Annotated in this window: 22 protein-coding genes; 11 read left to right on the plus strand and 11 right to left on the minus strand. The window is 69.7% G+C overall.

Features of this window, described 5'->3' with window-relative positions; translation table 11 throughout:
* The first annotated feature begins 46 nt into the window (after positions 1-46).
* The 6 genes from WJM96_RS04950 to WJM96_RS04975 are packed head-to-tail and all read left to right on the plus strand — an operon-like array spanning position 47 to position 5,152.
* On the plus strand, positions 47-1,114 hold the full coding sequence (locus WJM96_RS04950) for an amidohydrolase family protein (protein WP_424811314.1): 1,068 nt from the start codon (positions 47-49) through the stop codon (positions 1,112-1,114).
* Positions 1,114-2,226, plus strand: coding sequence for an amidohydrolase family protein (locus WJM96_RS04955; protein WP_424811315.1), 1,113 nt, complete (start codon positions 1,114-1,116; stop codon positions 2,224-2,226). The genes WJM96_RS04950 and WJM96_RS04955 overlap by 1 nt, the downstream gene beginning before the upstream one ends.
* Positions 2,223-2,657, plus strand: coding sequence for a Rieske (2Fe-2S) protein (locus tag WJM96_RS04960; protein WP_424811316.1), 435 nt, complete (start codon positions 2,223-2,225; stop codon positions 2,655-2,657). The genes WJM96_RS04955 and WJM96_RS04960 overlap by 4 nt, the downstream gene beginning before the upstream one ends.
* Positions 2,657-2,962 (plus strand): non-heme iron oxygenase ferredoxin subunit, encoded by a 306-nt coding sequence (locus tag WJM96_RS04965; RefSeq protein WP_424811317.1) that lies wholly within the window; start codon positions 2,657-2,659, stop codon positions 2,960-2,962. Before WJM96_RS04960 ends, WJM96_RS04965 begins: the two co-directional genes overlap by 1 nt.
* Positions 2,962-4,161 (plus strand): NAD(P)/FAD-dependent oxidoreductase, encoded by a 1,200-nt coding sequence (locus WJM96_RS04970; RefSeq protein WP_424811318.1) that lies wholly within the window; start codon positions 2,962-2,964, stop codon positions 4,159-4,161. Before WJM96_RS04965 ends, WJM96_RS04970 begins: the two co-directional genes overlap by 1 nt.
* A 28-nt stretch (positions 4,162-4,189) precedes the next feature.
* Positions 4,190-5,152, plus strand: a complete 963-nt coding sequence (locus WJM96_RS04975) for a Bug family tripartite tricarboxylate transporter substrate binding protein (protein WP_424811320.1) — start codon at positions 4,190-4,192, stop codon at positions 5,150-5,152.
* 30 nt (positions 5,153-5,182) lie between these two features.
* Here WJM96_RS04975 and WJM96_RS04980 read toward each other — a convergent pair whose 3' ends face one another.
* The 6 genes from WJM96_RS04980 to WJM96_RS05005 are packed head-to-tail and all read right to left on the minus strand — an operon-like array spanning position 5,183 to position 10,310.
* On the minus strand, positions 5,183-6,184 hold the full coding sequence (locus WJM96_RS04980; RefSeq protein WP_424811321.1) for an NAD(P)H-dependent flavin oxidoreductase: 1,002 nt from the start codon (positions 6,182-6,184) through the stop codon (positions 5,183-5,185).
* Complete coding sequence (locus WJM96_RS04985) at positions 6,184-6,999, minus strand: SDR family NAD(P)-dependent oxidoreductase (protein ID WP_424811322.1); 816 nt, start codon at positions 6,997-6,999, stop codon at positions 6,184-6,186. The genes WJM96_RS04980 and WJM96_RS04985 overlap by 1 nt, the downstream gene beginning before the upstream one ends.
* A gap of 3 nt (positions 7,000-7,002) precedes the next feature.
* Complete coding sequence (locus tag WJM96_RS04990; protein WP_424811323.1) at positions 7,003-7,797, minus strand: enoyl-CoA hydratase/isomerase family protein; 795 nt, start codon at positions 7,795-7,797, stop codon at positions 7,003-7,005.
* A gap of 11 nt (positions 7,798-7,808) precedes the next feature.
* Positions 7,809-8,957 (minus strand): thiolase family protein, encoded by a 1,149-nt coding sequence (locus tag WJM96_RS04995; RefSeq protein ID WP_424811324.1) that lies wholly within the window; start codon positions 8,955-8,957, stop codon positions 7,809-7,811.
* Entirely contained in the window at positions 8,954-9,349 is a 396-nt protein-coding gene (locus WJM96_RS05000; protein WP_424811325.1) for an OB-fold domain-containing protein, read from the minus strand. Before WJM96_RS05000 ends, WJM96_RS04995 begins: the two co-directional genes overlap by 4 nt.
* Before the next feature lie 4 nt (positions 9,350-9,353).
* Positions 9,354-10,310, minus strand: coding sequence for a Bug family tripartite tricarboxylate transporter substrate binding protein (locus tag WJM96_RS05005; RefSeq protein WP_424811326.1), 957 nt, complete (start codon positions 10,308-10,310; stop codon positions 9,354-9,356).
* A gap of 136 nt (positions 10,311-10,446) precedes the next feature.
* On the opposite strand from WJM96_RS05005, the gene WJM96_RS05010 reads away from it, so the two are divergent.
* Positions 10,447-11,082 carry a TetR/AcrR family transcriptional regulator gene (locus WJM96_RS05010; RefSeq protein WP_424811327.1) on the plus strand — a complete coding sequence of 212 codons (636 nt, stop codon included), beginning with the start codon at positions 10,447-10,449 and terminating at the stop codon, positions 11,080-11,082.
* A 53-nt stretch (positions 11,083-11,135) separates the two neighbouring features.
* Here WJM96_RS05010 and WJM96_RS05015 read toward each other — a convergent pair whose 3' ends face one another.
* From WJM96_RS05015 to WJM96_RS05025, 3 genes are all read right to left on the minus strand, one after another.
* Positions 11,136-12,104 (minus strand): Bug family tripartite tricarboxylate transporter substrate binding protein, encoded by a 969-nt coding sequence (locus WJM96_RS05015; protein WP_424811328.1) that lies wholly within the window; start codon positions 12,102-12,104, stop codon positions 11,136-11,138.
* A gap of 12 nt (positions 12,105-12,116) precedes the next feature.
* Positions 12,117-13,085: a Bug family tripartite tricarboxylate transporter substrate binding protein gene (locus WJM96_RS05020; RefSeq protein WP_424811329.1), complete on the minus strand. Its 969-nt coding sequence runs from the start codon at positions 13,083-13,085 to the stop codon at positions 12,117-12,119.
* 97 nt (positions 13,086-13,182) lie between these two features.
* A complete protein-coding gene (locus WJM96_RS05025; protein ID WP_424811330.1) occupies positions 13,183-13,920 on the minus strand; it encodes an IclR family transcriptional regulator in 738 nt (245 codons plus the stop codon).
* Between the two features lie 104 nt (positions 13,921-14,024).
* Here WJM96_RS05025 and WJM96_RS05030 point away from each other — a divergent pair, with 104 nt between their 5' ends.
* Complete coding sequence (locus WJM96_RS05030; RefSeq protein WP_424811331.1) at positions 14,025-15,173, plus strand: acyl-CoA dehydrogenase family protein; 1,149 nt, start codon at positions 14,025-14,027, stop codon at positions 15,171-15,173.
* Positions 15,170-17,251: an acetate--CoA ligase family protein gene (locus WJM96_RS05035; protein ID WP_424811332.1), complete on the plus strand. Its 2,082-nt coding sequence runs from the start codon at positions 15,170-15,172 to the stop codon at positions 17,249-17,251. The genes WJM96_RS05030 and WJM96_RS05035 overlap by 4 nt, the downstream gene beginning before the upstream one ends.
* Here the strand turns inward: WJM96_RS05035 and WJM96_RS05040 are convergent, their stop codons facing one another.
* Both WJM96_RS05040 and WJM96_RS05045 read right to left on the minus strand, forming a co-directional pair.
* The gene (locus WJM96_RS05040; protein WP_424811333.1) at positions 17,252-18,079 is read right to left on the minus strand and encodes an SDR family NAD(P)-dependent oxidoreductase; all 828 of its coding nucleotides are present in this window, start codon (positions 18,077-18,079) and stop codon (positions 17,252-17,254) included. It lies immediately after the preceding gene.
* Positions 18,076-19,161: a CaiB/BaiF CoA transferase family protein gene (locus tag WJM96_RS05045; RefSeq protein ID WP_424811334.1), complete on the minus strand. Its 1,086-nt coding sequence runs from the start codon at positions 19,159-19,161 to the stop codon at positions 18,076-18,078. Before WJM96_RS05045 ends, WJM96_RS05040 begins: the two co-directional genes overlap by 4 nt.
* 86 nt (positions 19,162-19,247) lie before the next feature.
* On the opposite strand from WJM96_RS05045, the gene WJM96_RS05050 reads away from it, so the two are divergent.
* Positions 19,248-20,804: an AMP-binding protein gene (locus tag WJM96_RS05050; protein WP_424811335.1), complete on the plus strand. Its 1,557-nt coding sequence runs from the start codon at positions 19,248-19,250 to the stop codon at positions 20,802-20,804.
* Positions 20,804-21,655, plus strand: a complete 852-nt coding sequence (locus WJM96_RS05055) for an SDR family NAD(P)-dependent oxidoreductase (RefSeq protein WP_424811336.1) — start codon at positions 20,804-20,806, stop codon at positions 21,653-21,655. The genes WJM96_RS05050 and WJM96_RS05055 overlap by 1 nt, the downstream gene beginning before the upstream one ends.
* Positions 21,656-21,754: the final 99 nt, after the last annotated feature.

Raw genomic sequence — 21,754 nt, forward strand, 5'->3', positions numbered from 1 at the left:
CTGAAATAGCCCGGACGAAGTCCGGGCATTTCATGGGAGGTTTCGGATGGGGCATATCGCCGCCACCGGTCTGATCGACTGCGACATTCATCCCGCCGTGCCGGGCATGAAGGCGCTGCTCCCCTATTTCGACGCCCATTGGCAGGAGGTGATCGACGCCCGTGGCGTGGACGGGCTCGACCTCGCCTACTACCCGCCCAACGCGCCCGTCAGCGCGCGGCCGGACTGGCGCGTGCCGGGACGCAAGCCGGGCTCGACCTTGGCCGACATGCAGGCGCAGGCGTTGGACGCCTTCGGCATCAGCCGCGGCATCCTCAACTGCCTCTATGGCGGCCCGGCCATGTACAGCGCCGACCTCAGCGCCGCGATCTGCCGCGCGACCAATGCCTGGATGGCGGCCGAATGGCTCGACAAGGACGACCGGCTGCGCGCCTCGATCGTCATCCCCATCCAGAATGTCGAACTCGCGGTGGACGAGATCGAGCGCTGGGCGCCGGACCGTCGCTTCGTGCAGATCCTGCTGCTGGGCGCGCATGAGGCGCTGCTGGGCCATCGGCACCACTGGCCGATCTTCAAGGCTGCCGAGAAGCACGGGCTGCCCATCGCCATCCACGCCGGCAGCGCGATGCGCCATGCGCCGACGGCCAATGGCTGGCCCTCCACCCTCTACGAGGAGCATTGCAGCTTCACCCTGACCTTTCAGAGCCAGCTGCTCAGCCTCATTGCCGAAGGCGTCTTCACCAAGTTCCCGGCTCTGCGCGTGGTGCTGCTGGAATCCGGCATCGCCTGGCTGCCCAGCTTCTTCTGGCGGGGCACCAAGATGTGGCGCGGCATGCGCAAGGAGATTCCCTGGGTCGATGCCTCGCCGGCGGCCATCGTGCGCGACCGCGTGCGCTTCTCCCTGCAGACCTGGGATCTCCCGCAGGACCCCACGCAGCTCGCGCAGCTGCTGGAGCAGATCGACGCCGACGACATCTTCCTCTTCTCGACGGATTACCCGCACTGGCGCTTTGACGGAGACGACCCCACGCGCGGCCTGCCGCCTTCGCTCCTCGCCAAGGCACTCCGCGAGACGCCTCTCGCCACCTATCCCCGCCTGAAGGAGACCGTGTGATGAGCAGCTCGACCCTCCAGGCGCCTGCAAAGCCCAAGGATTCCGCGATCAAGCTGGTGGATTGCGACATCCACCCGACCGTCCGCTCCATGAAGGACCTGCATCCCTACATGTCCGCCCGCTGGCGCGAGCATCTGGACAGTTTCGGCCAGCGCTTCCGTCAGGCCTTCGTCTCCTCCACGGCCTTCCCGAAGGCCACGCCGCAGCTCGCGCGCCGCGACGCCTGGCCGGAGGACGGCAGCCCGCCGGGCTCGGATCTCGCCATGATGCAGCGCCAGCACCTGGATGCGAACGGCATCGACCGCGGCATGCTCTTCCCGCTCTTTCCGCGCGCGCTGGACGAGCGGAACATCGACTGTGCCCATGCCGTCTGCCGCGCCATCAACGATTGGCAGGTCGCGGAGTGGATCGAGCCCGAGCCGCGCCTCAAGGGCACCATCACCGTCATGGCCGAGGATGCCGATGGCGCGGTGGCCGAGATCGAGCGTTGCGCCAAGCTGAAGGGCTTCGCCCAGGTGGCGCTGGTGACGCGCCCGATCGAGCCGCTGGGCCGCAAGCGGTACTGGCGCATCTACGAGGCCGCGGCGCATCACGGCTTTCCTCTCGGCCTCCATAATTCGGGCAATAACGGCCATGCGGTCACAGGCGGCGGCGCGCCCTCCTTCTACTTCGAGGAGCACCAGGCCGTCTCGATGAGCCTGCACGCCATGGCGACGAGCTTCATCATCGAGGGCGTGCCGGAACGCCTGCCGGAGCTGAAGATCGTCGTGGTCGAGGGCGGCTTCGCCTGGGCCGCGCCGCTGGGCTGGCGGATGGACGGCCTCTTCGACCGTTTCCGTGGCGAGGTGCCATATCTGAAGATGAAGCCCTCCGAGTATCTGCGGCGGAACTTCTGGTGGACGACGCAGCCCATGGAGGAGCCCGAGAAGCCCGAGCAGCTGCGCCAGATGCTCGACTGGATGGGCTGGGACAAGATCGTCTTCGCTTCCGACTACCCGCACTGGGATTCGGACGACCCTCGCCACGCCTTCAAGATCCGCATGAGCGAGAAGGAGAAGCACGGAATCTTCACCGGCAATGCCCAGGCCATCTACGGGGAGCGCCTGGCATGAGCGCGACGGCGGAACTGGTGCGGCACGTCGTCGCGAAGGTGGGCGAGATCCCGGAGAACGGCAGCAAGCTGGTGAAGGTGAAGGGCCGGCCCATCGCGCTCTTCCACGTGGGCGGCGAGTATTTCGCCATCAGCAATGTTTGCCCTCATGAGGGTGGCGAGCTGTGTCACGGCAAGCTGGTCGGGCTGATCCGCTCGAAGGAGCCGGGCGTCTACGAACGCACCCGCCCCTTCGAGATGCTGCAGTGCCCCTGGCACGGCTGGGAATTCGATATCCGCACCGGCAAGTCCTATTGCGACCCCGACAGCATCAAGGCGCGGTCCTACGCCGTCACGGTCAAGGATGGCGCGGAGCTGGCGGAGGGCCCCTTCGTGGCCGAGACCTTCCCGGTCTCCGTCGAGGACCAGTACATCCTTGTCGAGATGAAGTGATGCCCTGGCACGACGTGGCGCCGGAGGGCGAGTTCGAGCCGGACGTGCCGAAGGTGGTGGAGATCGGCGATGACCGCATCGCCGTCTTCCGGCTCGATGACGGGTTCTACGCCATCAGCGACATCTGCACGCACGAATACGCGCTGCTCTCGGACGGCTTCTGCGAGCAGGGCAAGATCGAATGCCCGTTGCACCAGGCCTGTTTCGACATCCGCACCGGCAAGGCGCTGGATGAGCCGGCGGAAATCGATGTCGCCACCTATCCGACGCGGATCGAGGGCGGCGTGGTGCAGTTCCAGCTCTGATGCGGACGGTCATCATCGGTGCGGGGCAGGCCGGCAGGCGAACGGCCGAGCTGCTGCGCGGGCTGGACGCCGGGCGCGAGATCCTGCTGCTGGGTGACGAGAACGAGCCGCCCTACGACCGGCCGCCGCTCTCCAAGGAGATCCTGCTCGGCGAGGAGCAGCCGCGCGGCCTGATGCAGCGCGAGGCCGCCGCCTATGGCGAGCAGCGCATCGACCTTTGGCTGGGGCGGCGCGTGGCACGCATCGATGTCCCGGCCGCGCGCGTCGAGACGTCGGGCGGCGAAAGCATCCCCTATGATTCTCTGGTCATCGCCACAGGCGCGCGGGCGCGCGTCCTGCCTTTGGCGGGCGCCGACGACCCACGTGTGCTGTCGCTGCGCAGCATGGCCGATGCGCGGGCCCTCCGGGCGCGGCTGCGGCCCGGCCTGCGCCTGGCCGTGGCGGGCGCGGGGCTGATCGGGCTGGAGGTCGCGGCGGCCGCCGTGCAGCTCGGCTGCACGGTCACCGTGCTGGAAATGGGTGACCGCGCCATGGCGCGCTGCGTCCCGCCTTTGATCGCGGCGCGTATCGAAGCTTGGCATCGCGAGGCCGGCGTCGCCCTGGAATTCGCCTGCCGGCTGACGGCGATCCGCCCCGGGCCGGACACGCTTCGCCTCATCACCAGCAGGGGCGAGGTGGAGGCGGATCTGCTCCTGGTCGCCATTGGCGCGGTGCCGAATGCCGAGCTGGCGATCGAGGCGGGCCTCGCGGTCGAGGACGGTATCCTGGCCGATGCCTGCGGCCGCACCTCGCAAGCGGAGATCTTCGCGGCCGGCGAGGTTGCGCGAATCCGGCAATCCTGCGGCCGGCATCTCCGCTTCGAGACCTGGCAGGTCGCGCAGCATCAGCCCGTGGCCGTGGCGAACGCCCTCTGCGGCGCCGACAAGCCTTATGCCGAGCTGCCCTGGCACTGGACGGACCAGTACGGGCACAACGTGCAGATCCTCGGCGCGCATGGCGAGGGGCTCGAATGGATCGAGCGCGAGGAGGGCGGCCGGCTGGCCTGCCTGGGCCTCGATGCCGAAGGCCGCGTGCAGGGCGCGGTGCTCATCGACAATGGCCGCGAGGCGACGCCCCTCCGGCGGATCATCGCTGCCGGCAAGCCGCTGGGCCGGGATCGCCTGCTCGATCCGTCGGTGGCGCTGCGCCAGCTCTGCTGATCAGGAATAACCTGGGAGGACCACAAGAATGAAAACGACACGACGGCTGCTCATCGGCGGCGCGACGGCAGCGCCCTTGATGGCCCGCGCGCAGCCTCGCCTGATCGACAAGCCCATCCGCTTCGTCGTCGCCTATGCGGCGGGGGGCGCGGCTGACATGACCGCGCGCACCGTCGCGCAGCGCCTGACGGAGAAGGTCGGCGTTCCAGTCGTGGTCGAGAACCGGCCCGGCGGAAATACGCTGATCGCCACCCAATCCGTGCAGCGCGCCGCGGCCGACGGGACGAGCTACCTGGTCGTCTCGCTGAACTTCGCGCTCAACACGGTGCTGATCGCGAACCTGCCCTACGAGCCCTTCAGCGACTTCACCGCGGTCGGCCTCATGTCCTCGGCACCGAACATCCTGGTGGTGCATCCGTCCTTCCCGGCCCGGAATGTCCCGGAATTCGTGGCCGAGCTGCGCAAGCGCCCGGGCGAGGTGGCGGTGGCGCATACGGGCGTCGGCACCATCACGCATCTGGCGGGCGAACTGCTCTACGACATGACGGACACGCGGGCGAACCTCGTCGCCTATGTCGGCAGCGCGCCGGCGCACAGCGACCTGCTCGCGGGGCGGGTTCAGGCCATGTTCGACAGCAGCAGCATCGAACACATCAGAAGCGGCCGCCTGCGCGCGCTCGGCATCACCGGCGCCCAGCGGCTCTCGATTTTGCCGGACGTGCCGACCATCGCGGAGCAGGGCTTCACGGGCTACGAGGCAAGTTCCTGGTACGGGCTGGTGGCGCGCCAGGGGACATCGCCGGAGATCATCCGGCACGTGTCCTCCGAGGTTCAGGGGATCACCCGCCTGCCGGATTTCCGGGAGCAGCTCGCGCAGCGCGCCTATATCCCCGGCGATACGACGCCGGAGCAGTTCGACGCCTTTATGCGCCACGAGGCCCGGCGCTGGACGGACCTCGTGCGCAAGAGGAACATCCGCGCCGACGTCTAGACTTCCCTGTGCGCGGCCCGAATTCGTCCCTCACTGCGCGGCGAGTTCGCCGAGACGAAGCCGGGCCGCCGAGGCTTCCCGCATCAGCGCGTCGATGATCTCCTCCATCGGCTGCACCGCCCGCGCGAAGGCGGCCGCCGGCCCGCAGGAGAGCATGCCCCGCTCGACCTCGCCGTTCCGGTAGACGTGATCGCGCGACAGGGTTCCACCGACGAGGTCGGAGAAGTCCTCATAGGCTGTGGCGCCGCCGGCCTCGCGGCGCAGCACCTCGCGCGAGGTCTCATTGGCCAGCACCCGCCAGGAGCCCATCGGATGGGCTCCCGCGAAGGTCAGGACGGAGGAATCCTGGTCCGCGTCGACGATCCGCCGCTTATAATTGTCGTGCGCCCAGACCTCCTCTGCCGCGAGCAGGCGCGAGCCCAGCAGCACGCCCTCGGCGCCGGCGGCGAGGGCGGCCAGGATCCCCTCGCCGGTGCCGATGCCTCCCCCGATGACCAGCGGCACGGAAAGCTCCCGTGCGGCCATGGGCGCCACTACCATGGAGCCCAGCACCGCCGCCCCCGGATGCCCACCCGCCTCGATGCCGATGATGCAGATGGCGTCTGCGCCCGCGCGCTCGGCATTGTGGGCATGGCGCAGCAGGGGGCATTTGTGGATGGCGATACCGCCGGCCGCGTGGATGCGATGGATCAGGTCGCCTGGCGCGCGTCCCACCGTCTCGAAGTGGCGCACCCCGGCGCGCAACGAAGCCTCCAGCCAACCATCGAGCCTGAGGTTGTGGCCTTCGACGCGCGAGACATTCAGGTTCACGCCGAAGGGCAAGCCTCCCGTCAACTCGCGGCACAGTTCCAACTCGCGCTCGAAGGCGCCGGGCTCGGGAAAGGAGCGCGGAGTCAGGAAAGCCATGCCGCCCGCCCGCACCACGGAAGCGACGTAGCGCGCGTCGGAAAGCCACATCAGCCCGCCCGCCAGGATGGGATGGCGAATACCGAAGAGCTCGGTGATGCGGGTGCGGAAGACGGGCGGATGCATCAGGGCATCGCGTAACCGCCGGACGCGCCGACATGCTGCCCCGTGACGAAGGCCGCGCGGTCCGATGCGAGGAAGGTGACGATGCCGCTGACGTCCTCGGGCCGCGACAGACGCCCCAGCCCCTTCGCCGATGGATAGGAATTCAGCATCTTGGCGAGCCGCTCGTTGTTCTCGGGCGTGGCGTCCGCACTGGTCGCCTGGCCGGGGGCGATGCCCTCATGCGAGACGGCGCCCAGCACCACGACGTTGGCGGTGATGCGGTCGCGCCCATGTTCCTTCGCCAGCGCCTTGGTCAGCCCGATAATGGCGGCCTTGGCGCCCGAATAGGCCGCCAGCCGCGCCTCGCCGATGCGCCCGGCCTCGGAGGCGATCGAGATCACCCGGCCCCAGCGCTGCGACACCATGTCCGGCAGCACGGCGCGGCAGCAATACATGGTGCCGTAGACATTGAGCTCGACCGTCTGGTGCATCTCGCTATCGGGGGTCTCGATGAAGGTGGGCGGCATGCCGCCCTTCGCGCGGCGGTCCGGCGTGACACCGGCGTTGTTGACCAGGATGCCGATCGGGCCGAAAGCCTCGCGGCCCTTGGCCACCAGCGCCGCCACCTTCTCCGCCTTTGTGATATCGCCCGGCGAAGCCACTGCCTCGCCGCCCGCATCCCGGATCTCCCGCGCCACGGCTTCCGCCCGCTCGGGGAACAGGTCGTTGACGATGACCTTCACGCCCTCGGCCGCCAGCTCCTTGCAGATGGCGCGGCCGACGCCCTGGCCGCCGCCGGTGACGAGCGCCACCTTGCCTTTCAGATTCAGTTCCATTTGTCAGCGTCCCACGTAGACAGGTTTGCGTTTCTCCACGAAGGCGCGGAAGCCTTCGCGGCGGTCCTCGCTGTCGGTCAGCATGCCGGCGGCGTAGCGCTCGTATTCGAGGCCCGCGTCGATGCCGCTCTGCATGCCGGCATTCACCGCGCGCTTGGCGAAGGCGACGGCGAGCGGCGGCATCTCCGCGATCTTGCGGGCGGTTTCCATCGCGGCGCCCAGCACGTCGCTCTCCACCACCTTGCTGACGAGTCCGATGGCGAGGGCCTTCTCCGCCGTCAGGTGCTCGGCGGTGAACATCAGCTCCTTGGCGATGCTGGCGCCAACCAGCCTCGGAAGGGTCTGCGTGCCGCCCGCGCCGGGGATGGCGCCGAGCTTGACTTCCGGCAGTCCCAGCTTCGCGTGGGCAACGGCGTATCGGATGTCCGCCGCCAGCGCCAACTCCATCCCGCCGCCGAGCGCCACGCCGTTGATCGCCGCGATCACCGGACGCTCGAATTCCTGCATGCCGCGGATGAGCTCATGCGTGGCCTTCTGCGCGAAGAAGTATTCCGGACCGGTGCGCGTCAGCCCCGCGCGCTCCTTGATGTCCGCCCCGGCGCAGAAGGCCCGGTCGCCGGCGCCCGTCAGGATGACGCAGCGCAGGCCGGCATCGTCCTTCGCCAGCTTGAAGAAGGCCGTCGCGAGATCCTCCTTCATCGTGCCGCCGATGGAGTTCATCCGGTCGGGCCTGTTCAGCGTGACGACGGCGACCCCATCGGCCGAGTCATAGATCAGCGTGGAAAGTTCCTCGCGCATCGGCGCCTCCTTCAGTCGCGCCGGAGCACGTGGCCGACCGCCACGGAGCCCAGGCCAATCATGTGTGCCATCGCGGTGCGGGCCTTCGGATGCTGGCGGCCCTCCGCCTCGCCGCGAAGCTGGCGAACGATCTCCGCGACTTGGCCGACGCCGGTGGGCCCGATGGGATGTCCCATTCCCAGCAGCCCGCCCGACGGATTCACCGCGCAGCCCCCGCCGCCGATATCCCAGGCGCCGGCCCGAAGCTGCGCCGCGCCCTCGCCGAGCGGGCAGAGGCCCAGAGCCTCGGCATAGACGATCTCCTCGATCGTGAAGGCGTCGTGCAGCTCGATGATATCGAGCTCGCCAATGCCGATGCCGGCCGCCGCCAGTGCCGAGAGACCCGAGCGCTGCACCATCTCCACCAGGCTCCAGCCCTCGTCGGCCACGGAGTGCTCGGAGGATGCGACGGAGGAAAGGACGCGGATGGCGCGTCCCCGATCCAGCCCATGCCTGCGGATGGCCTCCTCGCTGGCGACGATCACGGCCGCCGCTCCCTCGCCGCGTGGGGTGCATTGCAGGGAGGTGAGGTCGCCTGCCACGGGATTCGAGTTCAGCACCTGCTCAAGGCTGCGGGCTTTCCGGAACTGGGCGTAGGGATTGCGCGCGGCATTGCCGTGGTTCTTCACCGCGACGCGACCGAGGTCCTCGCGCGTGAGCCCGTACTTGTCGCGCCAGGCACGCGCCATCAGCGCGAACTTCACCGCTGGGATTTCCGCCGCCGGCGTCAGGCGCGGAATGCCGTCCTTATGCGCCGCGCGCTGGGCACTGCCGAACTTGTCGACACCGAGCGCCAGCGCGATCTCGTGCTGGCCGCTCGCCACCATCAGGCAGGCGGCGCGGAAGGCGCTGGAGCCGGAGGCGGAGGCGTTCTCCACCTGCATCACCTCGAGCCCGGTGGAGCCGATATGCCGCAGCATGACGCGCCCGGCCGCCATGCCGATCGCACCCGTGCCGATGGCGGCGAAGGTCACGTCCGGCCAGGCGGTTCCGCTGTCCGCCAGCGCCTGGCGCAGCGCCGTCAGGCCGAGCGTCACGTAGGGCGTCTCGGTCGGGAACTGGTAGGGATGCATGCCGATGCCGACGACGCGCACCGGCCGCATGGAAGCCAGGCCGCTCATGCCGCGCAGATCCGGAAACGGCAGGCGAGCGCCGTCGTCCCGCCGCGTTCCTCCGGCACCAGCACCGCTTGGACCGGCGTGCCGGGCCTGGGCTCGGCGATGCCTTCCACCACGCCGTCGAGCACGATGCCCTCATCGAGCTGGAGGCGCGCCACCAACAGCGGCGTCACCATGCCAGGCGACAGCGGCTGGTGGACGGTGATGCAGACCAGCACCTTGCCGCGACCCGAGAGCTCCATTTCCTCCGCCGCGTCGGCGGGCGTGCCGGTGGCGCCGATGCCATAGGCCGTGCGCGGAAAGGCCAGCGCGCCCGTCGCTGGATCGCGAAGCGCCAGCAGCACGGCGGTGCTGCCCTCCGATGGCGCGTAGAGAAGGGGTTCGTGCAGGTTCAAGGATCTACTCCAGGCGGATGGCGGCGCGGCGGATGACATCGGCGGCACGTTCGCGCTCGGCCGTGAGATGGGCGGCGAATTCCTCAGGACGGGCCCAATAGGCCTGGCTGCCGAGCTCCCGCAGACGGGTCGGGAAGACCGGGCCGCGCACCGCGTCGCGCAACGCCTCGGAGAGGCGCAGTACGATGGGCGCCGGAACCCTCGCCGGCCCGACGAGGCCGAGCCAGGTCGTCAGCACCACGCCGGGCACGATGTCCTTCAGCAGCGGCACGCCGGCCAGGTCGGCGAAGGGGGCGTCTCCGGTCTGGGCCAGGGCCCGGAGCTGGCCGTTGCGGATCTGCGGCACGGTGGTGGACACGCTGTCGATCATGAAATCGACCTTGCCGGCCACGAGATCCGTCAGGGCCGGCCCACTGCCCCGATAGGGGATGTGGGTGATGTCCAGCCGGCCATGGGCCTTCAGCATCTCGCCCGCGATGTGCATGGAGCTGCCGACACCGGCCGAGGCGTAGTTGAGCTGTCCCGGCCGGCCCCGCGCCGCGGCAATGAGCGCCGCCGCGTCCCCAAACGGGGAGGCGGCGGGTACCACCAGAACCAGCGGGCTGCTCGTGGTTTGGCCGATCGAGGTCGCATCCTTCGCTGCTTCCAGGGCGGGGCGGGGGTCCAGCAGGGGGTTCACGACCAGCTGGCCGGGGCTGGCCAGCATCAGCGTGTAGCCATCCGGCTCGGCGCGCATCAGCAGTTCGGTCGCGACATTGCCGCCGCCGCCCGAACGATTCTCGATCACGATGGACTGGCCCAGGGCCTCGCCCAGGAGCGGCTGCAGCAGGCGGGCCGCGATGTCCGTCGCGCCGCCCGGCGCGAAGCCGACCAGCAGGCGGATCGGGCGTGCCGGATAGCCCTGCGCCCACGCCGGCAAGGGCATCAGGCCGGCCAGCAGGCCCCGGCGCGAAAGCCGCATCTGTCCCCTCCTCCGACGGCGTTCGGTGCCGTTCGGTGACCTTATAGTATTTTAAGTGACTATTGAGTCAACTTGAGTGTTCGCGGGCGACACTCTCTTGCGCCGCAACGATCCCGCGTCCAAAGCAGGAGCCACGATGACCGCACAGGCGAAGAAGCCGCCGCGCTGGGCCGATGCCGTCCCGGCCCGCGAGGCACAGTTCGAGATCAAGCGCCGGGCCCTGGTGCGGGAAGCCGCACGCGCCTTCGGCCGCAGCGGCTTTCACAACACCTCGCTGGAGGAGATCGCGGAGGCGCTCGGCGTCACGAAGCCGGCGCTCTACCGCTATGTCCGCACCAAGCACGAGATCCTGTTCGAGGCGAAGACCATCGCCTTCGATGCCGGTGCCCGCGCCCGCGACATGGCCGCCGCCGAAAGCAGCGACCCGCTCGAGCGCCTGCGCCTCTACATCGTCCACTACATCGACCTGGTGACCAGCGAGCTCGGCTCCTACGCCGTGCTGGCAGAGCCCGTGACATCGCTGCCGCCGGAGCTGGCCGAGCCGATCCGCGGCCGTATGCGCGAAGCGGACCGCGCGCTGCGTGCCATGGTCCAGGCGGCCATGGACAGCGGCGCTATGCCGCAGGGCGACCCGAAGCTCGCCGTCGCCTTCTTCATGGGGGCCATCAACCACATCGCGCGCTGGTACGACCCCAACGGCAAGATGACCGGCCGCCAGATCGGCGAGACCTTCGCCGGCTTCGTGCTGAACGGGCTTCGGGGGCGAGGCTAAGGCCCGATCCCCTTCGGCGGATCGCCGAAGGGTGAACCAGCCGCCCGATGCAGCTACATCGGTTGCGCGCCCGACCGGCGCACGATGTCGCCCCAGCGCTGGATCTCGGAAGCCAGGAACTGGCCGAAGACCTCGCCGGTAAGCTCGGTCGCCGCGCGGCTGCCGTTGCTCTCCGCCACGGCGAGCACTTCCGGGTCGCGCATCACGGCCTGCGCCTCGTTGACCATCTTCAGCACCACCTCGCGCGGCGTCGCTGCCGGCAGGAACAGGCCCGACCAGTTGGAGGAGACGATCTCCGGGAAGCCGGCCTCGACCACGGTCGGCACATCTCGGAGCGCGGGGATGCGCTGGCGCGCGGTGACCGCGAGCGCCCGCATCCGTCCATTGGCGATATGCTCGCGCGAGCTGACGACGTAGTCGAACAGCACGTCAACATTGCCCGCCATCACGTCGGTCAGGGCTGCGGCGGCACCCTGGTAGGCGATGTGCGTCATCTCGATGCCGGCGACCGATTCGAGCAGCACGGCGGTCAGGTGGGTGGAGGTCCCGACCCCCGCATGCGCCAGGTTGATCCTGGCGGGATGGGCCTTGGCATAGGCCACGAGCCCCGGAAGGTCGCGATAGGGCAGGTTGGGATTGGCCACCAGCACGTTGGAGGATTCGAACAGCGCCTGGATGGGCACGAAGCTCCGCACCGGATCGTAGCCAAGGCGCCGGAACAGCGTGGGCGCCGCCGCCATCGCCGCATTGGTGCCGTAGAGGATGGTGTAGCCATCCGGCGCCGCGCGGGCGACGTATTCGGTGCCGAGCGTGCCCCCGGCGCCGGGCCGGTTCTCGATCACGATGGGCTGACCCAGCCGTTGCCCCAGCTTGCGGGAGATGAGGCGGGAGTTGGTGTCCGTGACCCCGGCCGCGGTGAAAGGCACGACCCAGGTGAGGGGCCGGCTCGGAAATCCGCCCTGGGCATGGGCCGTGCCGGCGCCCGCCGCCAGGATGCCCAGGTAACGCCTGCCGATCCGCATGATCGCCGCCCCTCAGCTCGGCTGCGCGCCGGAGCGGCGCACGATCTCGGCCCAGCGCGGCATCTCGGCCTGGATGAAGGCCGCGAAGCGCTCGCGGGTGAGCTCGGCCATGGCGCGGCTGCCATTGGTCTCGGCGGTGCGGCGGATCTCCTCGTCCTGCATCGTGGCGGCGGCATCGGCGGAAAGTCGCTCCACCACCTCGGCCGGGCAACCGGCAGGCAGGAGGATGCCGGACCAGGCGGCGGACACCGCCTCGGGCAGGCCGAGCTCCACCATCGTCGGCACGTCGGGCACGGCCGGGATACGCGTGTTCGCGGTGACGGCGAGCGGCCGCAGCCTGCCATTCTCGATGTGGTCGCGCGTGGCGACGACGTAGTCGAACATGATGTCGGTGGTGCCGGCGATCAGGTCTGTGATGGCCGGGCCGCTGCCGGGATAGGGCACATGCGTCATGTCGATCCCGGCGACGGTCTGGAACAGCACGGTCGCCAGATGCGTTCCGGTGCCGACGCCCGAGGTGCCGAAATTCACCCGGCCCGGGTTCTCCTTCGCGTAGCCAATCAGCTCCTGGATCGTGCGGTAGGGGCGCGACGGGTGGCAGACGACCACGGCCGGCGTCTCGAACAGGCCCTGGATGGGAATGAAGCTGCGGACGGGATCATAGGGCAGGCGCCGGAACAGGGCCGGCGCCGTGCAGAGCGTGCCCTGGGTTCCGTACATCATGGTGTAGCCGTCGGGCGCAGCGCGCGCGCCCACATCGGTGCCCAGCGTGCCGCCGGCGCCGGGGCGGTTCTCGATCATCACCGTCTGGCCCATCCGCGCGCCGAGCTTCCGGGCGAAGAGGCGGGAGTTGATGTCGGTGATGCCCGCCGGCGTGAAAGGCACGATCCAGTTGATGGGCCGGCTGGGGTAGCCGCCCTGGGCCCAGGCGGCGGGCACGGCCAGGGGAGCCAGGCCGAGGGCCCGACGGGTGATGCGCATTGAGGTTCCTCCCGTAGCGGCACGAAGCGCCGTTACCTCCGAGTCACCGGAGTTACCTACAAAATACCGAAGGTGAGGAAACGCGCAATCGAATCGTTCAGCCGCCGAAGAGCTGGGGGCGGATTTCCTCGAGCGCGGCCAGGTAGGCCGGCTTGCTGGCCTCGATCCGGCCGGTGGGCCCGGCAAGCGAGATGGCCAGCGGCTCCTCGCCGACCAGCCCGGCGATGGCGATGGCGGCCACGCCCTCCGCCGCCTCGTCGCAGACCCAGGACCAGCCGCGCGCGCGGGTCTCGTCGATGTCGGCCTCCAGCGCATCGGGATCGGTGATGGTGGCGGGGCCGAGCGCGCGGAGCGGCCTGGAGCGGATGAGCCGGCGCATCTCGGCCGCCGGCATCAGCGCCAGCAGCGCCTTGCCGAGCGCGGAGCCGTGCATGGAAAGACGCTCGCCCGGGTCGCGCATGTAGCGGAGCGGATGGCGGCCCGGCTGCATCCCCACGACCTGCACGCGCATGCCGTCTGGTCGGCCGCAGAGCGCCGTCTCGCCGGTGCGTTCGCTCAGCACCGAAATCGCCTCCGCCGCGAAGCTGGCCAGCGGATCCTTGTCGGAGGCGCGGCGCGCCGTCTCCGACAGGCGGCGGGTGGGATAGAAGCGCCGGGTGCGGGGCGTGCGCAGCAGGTAGCCCGCCTCATGCAACGTGTGCAGCAGGTCCGAGGTGCTGCTCTCGGGCAGCCCCATCAGCCGGGCGACCTCGGCGTTGGAGAGCTCCCGCTGCTCTCGCGCGAAGATCTCGAAGATGGCGAGCGTGCGGAGTGCGGCGGGGACTGTCGTGGGCATGGCCCGGCGTTAGCGGAGCGCGCGGCGTGTTTCCAGTGCGAGCTGAGTTGACTCAAAAGTCACTATAGATACCATGGGGTCAACAAATCGCTCGGGAGGGAAGCGTGGCCGTCGACCTGACGCCTGAACAGGAATTGCTGCGCGACAACGTCCGCCGCTTCATCGAGCGGGAGATCGCGCCTGTCATCAACCGGCACGAGGCGCAGAAGACCTTCCCCTTCGAGGTGCTGGGCGAGCTGCGCCAGTTCGGATACCTGGGCGGCCGCCTGCCCGAGGAGGATGGCGGCTTCGGGCTGGACTACGTCACCTGGGGCATGCTGCTGGAGCAGACGGGCTACTACTGGATGTCCCTCCGCACGCTGGTGAACATCACCAACGGCGCCATCAATCGCCTCCATGCCTACGGCACGCCCGAGCAGCACGAGCGCTTCCTGCGCCCGCTCCTGCACAACACGCGGCGCGCCTGCTTCGGCCTGACCGAGCCCGACACCGGCTCCAACGCGGCGGGCGTGCAGATGCGGAGCGACCGCCGCGGCGACAGCTACGTCCTGAACGGCCGCAAGATGTGGATCACCAACGGCGCGAATGCCGATTTCGCCATCGTCATAGCCCGCACCTTCAGCCCGGATTGCGAGGGCAAGCTCTCGGCCTTCATCGTGGAGCGCGATGTCTCGCCCTATGACGTGCGGCCGCTGGACACCATGGTCCTGCGCTGCACCGGCACGGCGGAGCTGGGCTTCCACGACGTGACCATCCCGCGCGAGAACCTGTTGGGCGAGGAAGGCGGTGCGTTCAAGAACGTCCTGAAGGGGCTGAATGCCGCGCGTGTGAACATCGCCATGGGCGCCGTCGGCGCGGCACAGGCGGCGCTCGATCTCTCCGTGGAATATGCCCGGTCGCGCCAACAGTTCGGCCGCCCCATCGGCAGCTTCCAGCTCATCCAGAAGCATATCGTGGACATGACCATCCGGACCGAGGCCGCCCGCGCCCTCTCCTACAACGCCGCCGTCGCACTGGATCGCGGCCGCGACGCGCGCACCGAATGCTCCATCGCCAAGCTCTACGCCACCGAGGCGGCGCATGAGGTGGCGAACATGGCGCTGCAGGTGCATGGCGGGCTCGGCTACTCCACCGACTATCCCATCGAGCGCATTTTCCGGGATACCCGGGGCGGCATGATCCCGGAGGGCACGACCGAGATCCAGACTCTCATTGCCGGGCGCGAGATCCTCGGCATGTCGGCCCTCGCATGAACGGCTTCACCGACCTGACCCAGCTCTTCGACCCGCGCTCGGTCGTGCTGGTGGGGGCTTCCGAACGTGCGGCGAGCGTCGGCGGGCGGACGCTCGCCAACATCATCGACCACTCCGATTTCCGCGGCACGCTGCATCTGGTGAATGCGAGCCGGGCGGAGGTCCGCGGCCTCGCCTGCCACAAGCGCGTGGCCGACCTGCCCTCCACGCCCGACCTGGCGGTGATCGCGGTACCAGCCGCCGGGGTGATGGAGGCCCTTCGCGAATGCGCGGCGCTGGGCGTGCGCATTTGCGTCATCCTCACTTCCGGCTTCGGCGAGACCGGCGACGAAGGCCGCGTCGTCGAGGCGGAGATGCTGGCGCTGGCGCGGGAGAGCGGCATGCGGCTCTACGGGCCGAATTGCCCGGGTGTGACCAACATCAACAAGCGGCTGGGCTTCACCTTCTCGCCCGCCTTCAAGGACGACCTGCGTCCGGGGCCCATCGGCCTCGCGACCCAGGGCGGCGGGCTCGGGCGCAACCTGCTGCAGACCATGCAGCGCGGCGCCGGCTTCGCGCTGTGGTGCTCCACCGGCAACGAGGTGGACCTGCAGGTCGCGGACTTCATCCACTACATGGCCGGCGCGCCGGACGTGAAGGTGATCGGCACCATCCTGGAAGGCATCAAGGACGGGCCGCGCTTCCTCGCCGCGGCTCGCGCGGCCGCGGAGGCCGGCAAGCCCGTCGTCGCGCTGAAGATCGGCCGCTCCGAATACGGGATGAAGGCCGCGGCGTCCCACACCGCCTCGCTGACCGGCTCGGCCGAGGTGAACAGCGCCGCCTTCCGGCAGCTCGGCATCATCGAGGTGGACGACATCGACGAACTGGTCGACATCGCCTCGCTGCTGTCCCGCGCGCGCCCGCGCGGCGGTGACAAGCTGGCCGTTTTCGGGTCCTCGGGCGGCGCCTGCGCGCTGGCAGCCGATATGCTGGGCCAGGCCGGGCTGGTGCTGGCCGAACTGGCGCCCGAGACCACCGCCGCCCTCGCCGCCGAGCTGCCGCCCTTCGCGGCGCTGGGCAACCCGGTGGACACCACCACCGTCACACTCACCAACCCGGCCGTGATCGAGACCACCCTGGCCGCCGTGGCCAACGACCCGCAGGTGTCGCTGGTGACCATGCCGCTTCCGCTGGACTACGGTTCGGTCTCGCTGACCGTCGCGCAGCGCATGGTGGCCGCGCAGGCCCGTTCGCCCGTGCCGCTGGTTCCGGTCTGGATGAGCGAGCGGCTCGGCCCGGCCTATCACTGCTTTGCCGAGGCGGGGCTGGTGCCCATGCGCAGCCTGCGCAATGCCGCCAAGGCATTCCGCCGCTTCGTGGACTATGGCGCGCGCGAGCCTGGTCCGATGCCGCCCGGCCTCGGCGCCAACCTTCCGCCCGCCGTCATCCGCACCCTGTCCGAAGTCGAGGGCAAGGCGCTGCTGCGGGATGCCGGCCTGCCGGTGCCCGAGGGCATCCTCGCGCGTTCCGCCGCCGAGGCCGGCGCGGCGCGCCTGGGCTTTCCGGTGGCGTTGAAGATCGCGAGCGCGGACATCCTGCACAAGTCGGATATCGGCGGGGTGGCGCTGAACCTCAGTAGCGCGGCGGAGGTCGAGGCGGCCTACGCGAAGGTCACGGAGGCCGCCGCGGGCCATGCTCCCGCCGCCCGCGTCGATGGCGCGCTGGTCGAGCGCATGGCGCCGCCTGGCGGCGTGGAGATGATCCTCGCCATCTCGCGCGATCCGGTGCTGGGCCACGTCATGACCTGCGGCCTGGGCGGCATCCATGTCGAGCTGCTGCGCGATGCCGCGCGCCGCCTGCTGCCAGTGGACCTGGCCGAGGCGCACCGCATGCTGCGGGAACTGCGCGGCTACCCGCTGCTGCAGGGCATGCGCGGCGCGCCGCCGCTGGACATCGACGCAATGGCCCGGGCGATGGCGGCGCTGTCCCGGCTGGTGGAGGCGCGCCCGGACGGCTTCGAGGAGATCGAGATCAACCCGGTCCGCATCGGCACGCAGGGCGTGTTGGCCCTGGATGCCGTGATCAGGCTGCGTTCCTAGCTAGTACTCCCGCCGATCCGGCAGATCGAGCGAGGTAGTTGCCGTGGCCCCCGCATCCACCGTCAGGATTGTCCCCGTCACCCAGCGCGCGTAGCCCGAAGCCAGGTACAGTACCGCCGCGCCGCAATCCCAGCCATTGCCCTCCCGCCGCAACAGGGAGCGATTGCGCCTCGCCTCGCGCATCTCCGCCGTCATGCCCTTCGCATAGACCATGGGCGTGTGAAGCATGCCGGGGCAGACGCAGTTCACCCGGATGTTGTCGCGCGCGTGATGCACCGCCATCGCGCGCGTCATGTTCACCACGGCTCCCTTGGAGGTGGGGTAGAGCAGGTTGGGCGTGCCGCCGCGCAGGCCGGCCACGGAGGCGATGTTCACGATGGCGCCGCCGCCGCGCTTCGCCATCTCCGGAATGGTGAATTTCGCCATCAGCATCATCGAGGTGACATTCACCAGCAGGCCGTGATTCCACTCGGCCAGGTCGGTCTCCACCGCCGTTCCCTTGGCGCCGCCGATGCCGACATTGTTCACCAGCACGTCCACCCCGCCGAAGCGTTCCACCGCCGCCCTGACGATGCGCCGGCACTCTTCCTCGCGCGTGACATCGGCGACCACGACTAGCGCCTCGTACCCGTCGTCGGCGATCATCTCCGCCGTGCGTTCGGCGGGCGCGCGCTCGCGGTCGACGAGCACCACATGCGCGCCGGCATCGGCCAGCAGCAGCGCGGCCGCGCGGCCATTGCCGATGCCCTCCGCCTGGGACCCGGCACCGGTGACGATCGCCACCTTGCCTTCGAGCTCGCGGGCGATGCGGGGGGGAAGATCGGTCATGATACGAACTCCGTGGCTTGGCCCAGGGCGGGCGCGGGGCCGGGCTGGTACATCCCTTCGAGGCGCACCGGAAAGCGCGCCAAGGCTCCGGTCTCCGAGGCGTGCATCGTGCCGCGGGCGGCGAATTGCGGAAAGCTCGCGACTTCTCCCGGGGCGAGCACCGGAGCGGCGGGGACGTCCGCTTCCAGGAGGCGGGCCAGCAGCGTCTCGCTGTCCTCGGCGGCACAGCGTGCGGCGATCAGGGCGTTGACCTCGTCGGTGGCCGCCGCACGGCCGGCCGACCCGGCATGCGCGGGCCCGTCATAGGGCGAGAGGTCCATCACGCCGAGCAGGCGCTTCCAGAAATGATCCTCGAGCGCGGCGATGCTGATGCTGCGCCCGTCGCGGCAGGCGAAGGCGCCGTAGGCGGGACGGACGAGCGCCATGCGGCGTTGTGCCTCCAGCGTCCCCGCCCCCGCGCCGGCGAAGCGCCCCAGGCGCGGGTTCAGCCAGTGCAGGGCGCATTCGGCCAGCGCGATGTCGAGGTGCTGGCCACGCCCCGTCACGCCACGCTGCACCAGCGCGGCCAACACGCCCGCCAGCCCATAGACGGAGCCGCAAAGGTCCGCGACGGGCACCCCCGCCGTGCCGGAGGAGATGGATTTCAGCCCCGCCGCCGAGAGGTAGTTGAGGTCGTGCCCCGGCACGGCGGCATAGGGACCGTCCTGGCCATAGCCGCTCAGCGAGGCGTAGATCAGCCGCGGATTCAGCTCCGCCATCTCGGCCGGGCCGAGGCCCAGCCGCGTCATCACGCCGGGCCGGAAGCTCTCGACCAGGACATCCGCCTCCAGCACCAGGGACCGCGCGTGCTCGCGCCCCGCCTCCTGCTTCAGGTCGATTAGCACGCTCGACTTGCCGCGGTTCACCGCGCCGAACATCCCGGGCGAGAGGCGCCGCACCGGATCGCCGCCCGGCGGGCGCTCCACCTTCAGGACTTCCGCGCCCATCTCAGCCAGGCAGCCGGTCAGGAACGGACCCGGCAGCAGTTCGGAGAAGTCCAGCACGCGCAGGCCTGCCAGGGGCGGCTGCAGCTTGTGATTCACGGAGATCCTCCCGGTTGCGGCTTTGGCCCTATTACGAAATACTGTAGACATCTACGAAATCACGCGGTCAAGCGGGGCGGAGGAAAATGAGCGTCTACGACAGCGGCACCATCGGGGACATGATCGTCACCCTGCTCGACCGTTATCCGGAGCGCATCGCCTTCATCGACGGCGAGCGACGCTTCACCTTCGCCGAGACGCGAGACCAGATCAGCCGCGCGGTGCAGCTCCTGCGCGCCCAGGGGCTGCGCAAGGGCGACACGGTGGCCCAGCTTTCCGGCAACCGGCCGGAAGTCTTCTTCATCATGGCCGCGAGTTACCTGCTCGGCCTGCGCTCGGTCACGCTGCAGGCGATGGGCGGCATCGAGGATCACGCCTACATCCTCGACCACGCCGAGACGCGGCTGATGCTGGCCGATCCATCCTACGCCGAGCGCGTCGCGGCGCTGCGCGAAAGACTTCCAGGCATTGCGCACTGGTATCTGCACGACGCCGGCCGTGACCTGCCCGGCTTCTGGGAGGCCGCCGCCCAGTTCACGCCGCAACCGCTCGTCAACGAAGCCACGGCCGAGGACGTGATTCGGCTCGCCTACACCGGCGGCACCACCGGCCGCCCCAAGGGCGTGATGCTGCATGGCCGCGCGGTGGTGACGCAGTGCCTGCTGCTGATGGCGGGGCGCGCGTGGAGCGATGCGCCGCGCCTGCTCTGCCCCACTCCGATCTCCCACGGCGCCGGCGCGACGCTGGTGCCCACCCTGTGGCGGGGCGGCACCGTCATCCTGCAGAAGGGCTTCGAGCCCGACCGCTTCCTCGACGCACTGGAGCAGCATCAGGCGACGGCCACCTTTCTGGTGCCCACCATGGTCTACAAGCTGCTGGATCACCCGCGCACGCGGAGCACCGACTTCTCGCGGCTGGAAACGCTGATGTACGGCGCGGCCCCGATGTCGCCCGCGCGCATCAAGGAGGCGCTCTCGGTCTTCGGTCCCGTGCTCCAGCAAGGCTACGGCCAGACGGAAGCGCCGAGCGCCATCCTCACGCTGTCGCGCCTGGACCACCTCGATGCCGACGAGCGCATCCTGTCCTCCGCGGGCAAGCCCTATCCCGGCATCACCGTCCGGTTGCTCGACGATCGGGACCAGCCGGTGAAGCAGGGCGAGGTCGGCGAGATATGCGTGCGCGGACCGCTGGTGATGGCGGGCTACCTGAAATCGCCGGAACAGACCGCCGAGGCGCTGCGGAACGACTGGCTCCACACCGGCGACATGGCCTGGCAGGACCAGCGGGGGTTCTTCTTCATTGTCGACCGCAAGAAGGACATGGTCGTCTCCGGCGGCTTCAACGTCTATCCGAAGGAGGTGGAGGACGTGCTGACCGCACATCCGGCGGTCTCGGCCGCGGCCGTCATCGGCGTCCCCGACGCCAAGTGGGGCGAAGCGGTGAAGGCCATCATCGTCCGGCGTCCGGGGATGGAGGCTTCCGCCGAGGAACTGGCGGCCTATGTGCGCGATCGCAAGGGCGCGATCTGCACGCCCAAGACGGTGGATTTTGTCGAGACCCTGCCCCTGACCGTGCTCGGCAAGCCCGACAAGAAGGCGTTGCGCGCGCCCTTCTGGGCGGGCCAGGACCGGAGCGTCGGCTGATGAACCTCGCACCCACCGCGCCCGACGCCAGCCGCTCCGTCCATCCGGAGACGCTGGGCCGTGCTCCGGCAGGCCAGCGCCTCGCCAGCCGCCGCATCCTCGTCGTCGGCGCTGGCCAGCGGCCCAGTCCGGAGCCGGAGCCGCCCATCGGCAATGGCCGCGCCATGGCCGTGCTCTTCGCGCGGGAGGGCGCGCATGTCGCCTGCCTCGATGTGGTGCCGGCGGCGGCGGCGGCGACCTGTGCCATCATCCAGGCCGAGGGCGGCCGCGCCGTCCCGTTGGTGGCCGACGTCATCGACCCGGAAGCGATCGGTCGCGCCCTGGTGGAGGCTGAGAATGCGCTCGGCGCGCTGGATGGGCTGGTGCTGAATGTCGGCATCTCGCCGCGCCAGCAGATGGACGCGCTGACAGTGCCGGACTGGGACCGCACCTTCGACGTGAATGTCCGCAGCAACATGATCTTCGCCCAGCAGGCCCTGCGGGTCATGGCACCGGGCGGCGCGATCGTGGTGATCTCCTCTTTGGCCAGCCAGCGCGCCGCATCGCGCAACCCGGCTTACGAAGCGTCCAAGGCGGCGCAGGTCGCGCTCGCCCGCAGCATCGCCCGCGCGGGCGAACCGCGCGGCATCCGCTGCAACAGCCTCGCGCCGGGGCTGATGGACACGCCGATGGGCCGCGACGCCAGCCGCAACCGCGCGAGCCGCGCGGCACAGGTGCCTTTCGGACGCCAGGGGACGGGCTGGGAAGTGGCCTATGCCGCGCTGTTCCTGATCTCGCACGAGGCGTCCTATGTGAACGGGCATTGCCTGCTGGTGGATGGAGGGCTGGGGGCCGGGATTTCCCGAGACTGACCGATCCGACGGCTCCGTAACGGTTAGTCTGCTGATTCAGAACAATTGTTATACCTTAAATTCGGTGTCCGGCCCGGAAACTGAGGGGGAGGAATCGGG

This window comes from Roseococcus sp. YIM B11640 (assembly GCF_049727625.1).
Classification (GTDB): domain Bacteria; phylum Pseudomonadota; class Alphaproteobacteria; order Acetobacterales; family Acetobacteraceae; genus Roseococcus.

Coding starts and splice junctions, on each gene's coding strand:
- WJM96_RS05035 (WP_424811332.1), top strand. CDS start 15,170: ATGAACGGCTTCACCGACCTGACCCAGCTCTTCGACCCGCGCTCGGTC.
- WJM96_RS04970 (WP_424811318.1), top strand. CDS start 2,962: ATGCGGACGGTCATCATCGGTGCGGGGCAGGCCGGCAGGCGAACGGCC.
- WJM96_RS04965 (WP_424811317.1), top strand. CDS start 2,657: ATGCCCTGGCACGACGTGGCGCCGGAGGGCGAGTTCGAGCCGGACGTG.
- WJM96_RS04980 (WP_424811321.1), bottom strand. CDS start 6,184: ATGCATCCGCCCGTCTTCCGCACCCGCATCACCGAGCTCTTCGGTATT.
- WJM96_RS05055 (WP_424811336.1), top strand. CDS start 20,804: ATGAACCTCGCACCCACCGCGCCCGACGCCAGCCGCTCCGTCCATCCG.
- WJM96_RS04975 (WP_424811320.1), top strand. CDS start 4,190: ATGAAAACGACACGACGGCTGCTCATCGGCGGCGCGACGGCAGCGCCC.
- WJM96_RS04990 (WP_424811323.1), bottom strand. CDS start 7,797: ATGCGCGAGGAACTTTCCACGCTGATCTATGACTCGGCCGATGGGGTC.
- WJM96_RS04955 (WP_424811315.1), top strand. CDS start 1,114: ATGAGCAGCTCGACCCTCCAGGCGCCTGCAAAGCCCAAGGATTCCGCG.
- WJM96_RS05005 (WP_424811326.1), bottom strand. CDS start 10,310: ATGCGGCTTTCGCGCCGGGGCCTGCTGGCCGGCCTGATGCCCTTGCCG.
- WJM96_RS04960 (WP_424811316.1), top strand. CDS start 2,223: ATGAGCGCGACGGCGGAACTGGTGCGGCACGTCGTCGCGAAGGTGGGC.
- WJM96_RS05025 (WP_424811330.1), bottom strand. CDS start 13,920: ATGCCCACGACAGTCCCCGCCGCACTCCGCACGCTCGCCATCTTCGAG.
- WJM96_RS05040 (WP_424811333.1), bottom strand. CDS start 18,079: ATGACCGATCTTCCCCCCCGCATCGCCCGCGAGCTCGAAGGCAAGGTG.
- WJM96_RS05050 (WP_424811335.1), top strand. CDS start 19,248: ATGAGCGTCTACGACAGCGGCACCATCGGGGACATGATCGTCACCCTG.
- WJM96_RS04985 (WP_424811322.1), bottom strand. CDS start 6,999: ATGGAACTGAATCTGAAAGGCAAGGTGGCGCTCGTCACCGGCGGCGGC.
- WJM96_RS04950 (WP_424811314.1), top strand. CDS start 47: ATGGGGCATATCGCCGCCACCGGTCTGATCGACTGCGACATTCATCCC.
- WJM96_RS05010 (WP_424811327.1), top strand. CDS start 10,447: ATGACCGCACAGGCGAAGAAGCCGCCGCGCTGGGCCGATGCCGTCCCG.
- WJM96_RS05020 (WP_424811329.1), bottom strand. CDS start 13,085: ATGCGCATCACCCGTCGGGCCCTCGGCCTGGCTCCCCTGGCCGTGCCC.
- WJM96_RS04995 (WP_424811324.1), bottom strand. CDS start 8,957: ATGAGCGGCCTGGCTTCCATGCGGCCGGTGCGCGTCGTCGGCATCGGC.
- WJM96_RS05015 (WP_424811328.1), bottom strand. CDS start 12,104: ATGCGGATCGGCAGGCGTTACCTGGGCATCCTGGCGGCGGGCGCCGGC.